We start from the raw sequence: 785 nt of genomic DNA on the forward strand, positions 1-785 counted from the left end.
AGAAGGCGAAGACTAAGACTGCTAAAACGAGGACGGCAGGCGTATAATATTGAGCAAAGCGGTCGATGAACTTTTCAGCTTTGGACTTGGTATCTTGAGCTTCTTCGACCAATTCAATAATTTTGGCAAAAGTCGTGTCGTCGCCAACCTGAGTCGCTTTGATCTTCAGATAGCCATTTTCAACCATTGTTCCGGAGTAAACCGAGTCCTTGAGTTGCTTGTTGATTTGGCGTGCTTCACCCGTAATTGAGGCTTCGTTAAGGTAGCCGTTACCTTCAACAACAATCCCGTCAACGGGAACCTGACTCCCAGTTTTAACTAGGACAACGTCACCTTCGTCCACATCATCAACGTCGACTTCTTCGGTGCCATCATCAGTAACTAAGGTTGCGGTAGTTGGTGACATGTCAGTCAAGCCTTTGATTGCGGTCCGCGTCTTCTGCAAGGTCTTGCTTTCGAGATAGGAGCCAAACAAGAAGAGGAAAGTAACGATTGCGGATTCGTTGAATTCACCAATAATGAATGCCCCAATCACTGCGATACTAACTAACAGTTCAATACTGAAAACTTTGTTCCGAAGTGCGCTCCAAGCACGAACCGCAATCGGAATGACGGCAATAATTGAAGCAACTGCTAAAATGACTTGGTAACCGAGCGTAAATTGTAAGAGATATTTACTGAGCATCCCAAGGACAATCAGAATCCCCGTAACTAATGTAATTTGATTCGTATGTTTAGTGAGAAATAATTGGAATTTCATAATTTGCAACTCCTTATTTGATTTG

At 43.4% G+C, this 785-nt stretch carries 1 protein-coding gene; it reads right to left on the reverse strand.

The window, feature by feature from the left end; all coding sequences use genetic code 11:
- Positions 1-760 (reverse strand): HAD-IC family P-type ATPase (locus FC65_RS10945; RefSeq protein ID WP_156408641.1); only part of this gene is annotated, 760 nt, incomplete at its 3' end.
- Positions 761-785 lie beyond the last annotated feature (25 nt).

The organism is Ligilactobacillus acidipiscis DSM 15836 (assembly GCF_001435755.1).
Classification (GTDB): Bacteria; Bacillota; Bacilli; order Lactobacillales; family Lactobacillaceae; genus Ligilactobacillus; species Ligilactobacillus acidipiscis.